A 1,413-nucleotide genomic window follows, 5' to 3' on the forward strand; every position below is an offset into this window, starting at 1 on the left:
CTGAGACCTGATGCCGAGCCGATTGTGGTGAAGTGGATGATCCTATGCTGTCGAGAAAAGCCTCTAGCGAGTTTCATGGCGGCCCGTACCCTAAACCGACTCAGGTGGTCAGGTAGAGAATACCGAGGCGTTCGGGTGAACTATGGTTAAGGAACTCGGCAAAATGCCCCCGTAACTTCGGGAGAAGGGGGGCCATTCCTGGTGATGACACTTGCTGTCTGAGCTGGGGGTGGCCGCAGAGACCAGCGAGAAGCGACTGTTTACTAAAAACACAGGTCCGTGCGAAGCCGTAAGGCGATGTATACGGACTGACGCCTGCCCGGTGCTGGAACGTTAAGGGGACCGGTTAGCTCTGTTTCGACGGGGCGAAGCTGAGAACTTAAGCGCCAGTAAACGGCGGTGGTAACTATAACCATCCTAAGGTAGCGAAATTCCTTGTCGGGTAAGTTCCGACCTGCACGAATGGCGTAACGACTTCTCGACTGTCTCAACCATAGGCCCGGTGAAATTGCACTACGAGTAAAGATGCTCGTTTCGCGCAGCAGGACGGAAAGACCCCGGGACCTTTACTACAGTTTGATATTGGTGTTCGGTTCGGCTTGTGTAGGATAGGTGGGAGACTGTGAAGCTTGGACGCCAGTTCAGGTGGAGTCGTCGTTGAAATACCACTCTGGTCGTGCTGGATGTCTAACCTGGGTCCGTGATCCGGATCAGGGACAGTGTCTGATGGGTAGTTTAACTGGGGCGGTTGCCTCCTAAAGGGTAACGGAGGCGCCCAAAGGTTCCCTCAGCCTGGTTGGCAATCAGGTGTTGAGTGTAAGTGCACAAGGGAGCTTGACTGTGAGACCGACGGGTCGAGCAGGGACGAAAGTCGGGACTAGTGATCCGGCGGTGGCTTGTGGAAGCGCCGTCGCTCAACGGATAAAAGGTACCCCGGGGATAACAGGCTGATCTTCCCCAAGAGTCCATATCGACGGGATGGTTTGGCACCTCGATGTCGGCTCGTCGCATCCTGGGGCTGGAGTCGGTCCCAAGGGTTGGGCTGTTCGCCCATTAAAGCGGTACGCGAGCTGGGTTTAGAACGTCGTGAGACAGTTCGGTCCCTATCCGCTGTGCGCGTAGGAATATTGAGAAGGGCTGTCCCTAGTACGAGAGGACCGGGACGGACGAACCTCTGGTGTGCCAGTTGTTCTGCCAAGGGCATGGCTGGTTGGCTACGTTCGGGAGGGATAACCGCTGAAAGCATCTAAGCGGGAAGCCTGCTTCGAGATGAGTATTCCCACCTCCTTGAGAGGGTAAGGCTCCCAGTAGACGACTGGGTTGATAGGCCGGATATGGAAGCACCGTGAGGTGTGGAGTTGACCGGTACTAATAGGCCGAGGGCTTGTCCTCAGTTGCTCGCGTCCACTGTGT

The 1,413-nt window shown here is 56.0% G+C and carries 1 rRNA gene; it reads left to right on the forward strand.

What is annotated here, in order from left to right:
• Nucleotides 1-1,392, forward strand: a 23S ribosomal RNA gene (locus ACY34K_RS33835); the annotation flags it as partial.
• Nucleotides 1,393-1,413 lie beyond the last annotated feature (21 nt).

Source organism: Streptomyces sp. STAM6, from assembly GCF_054963715.1.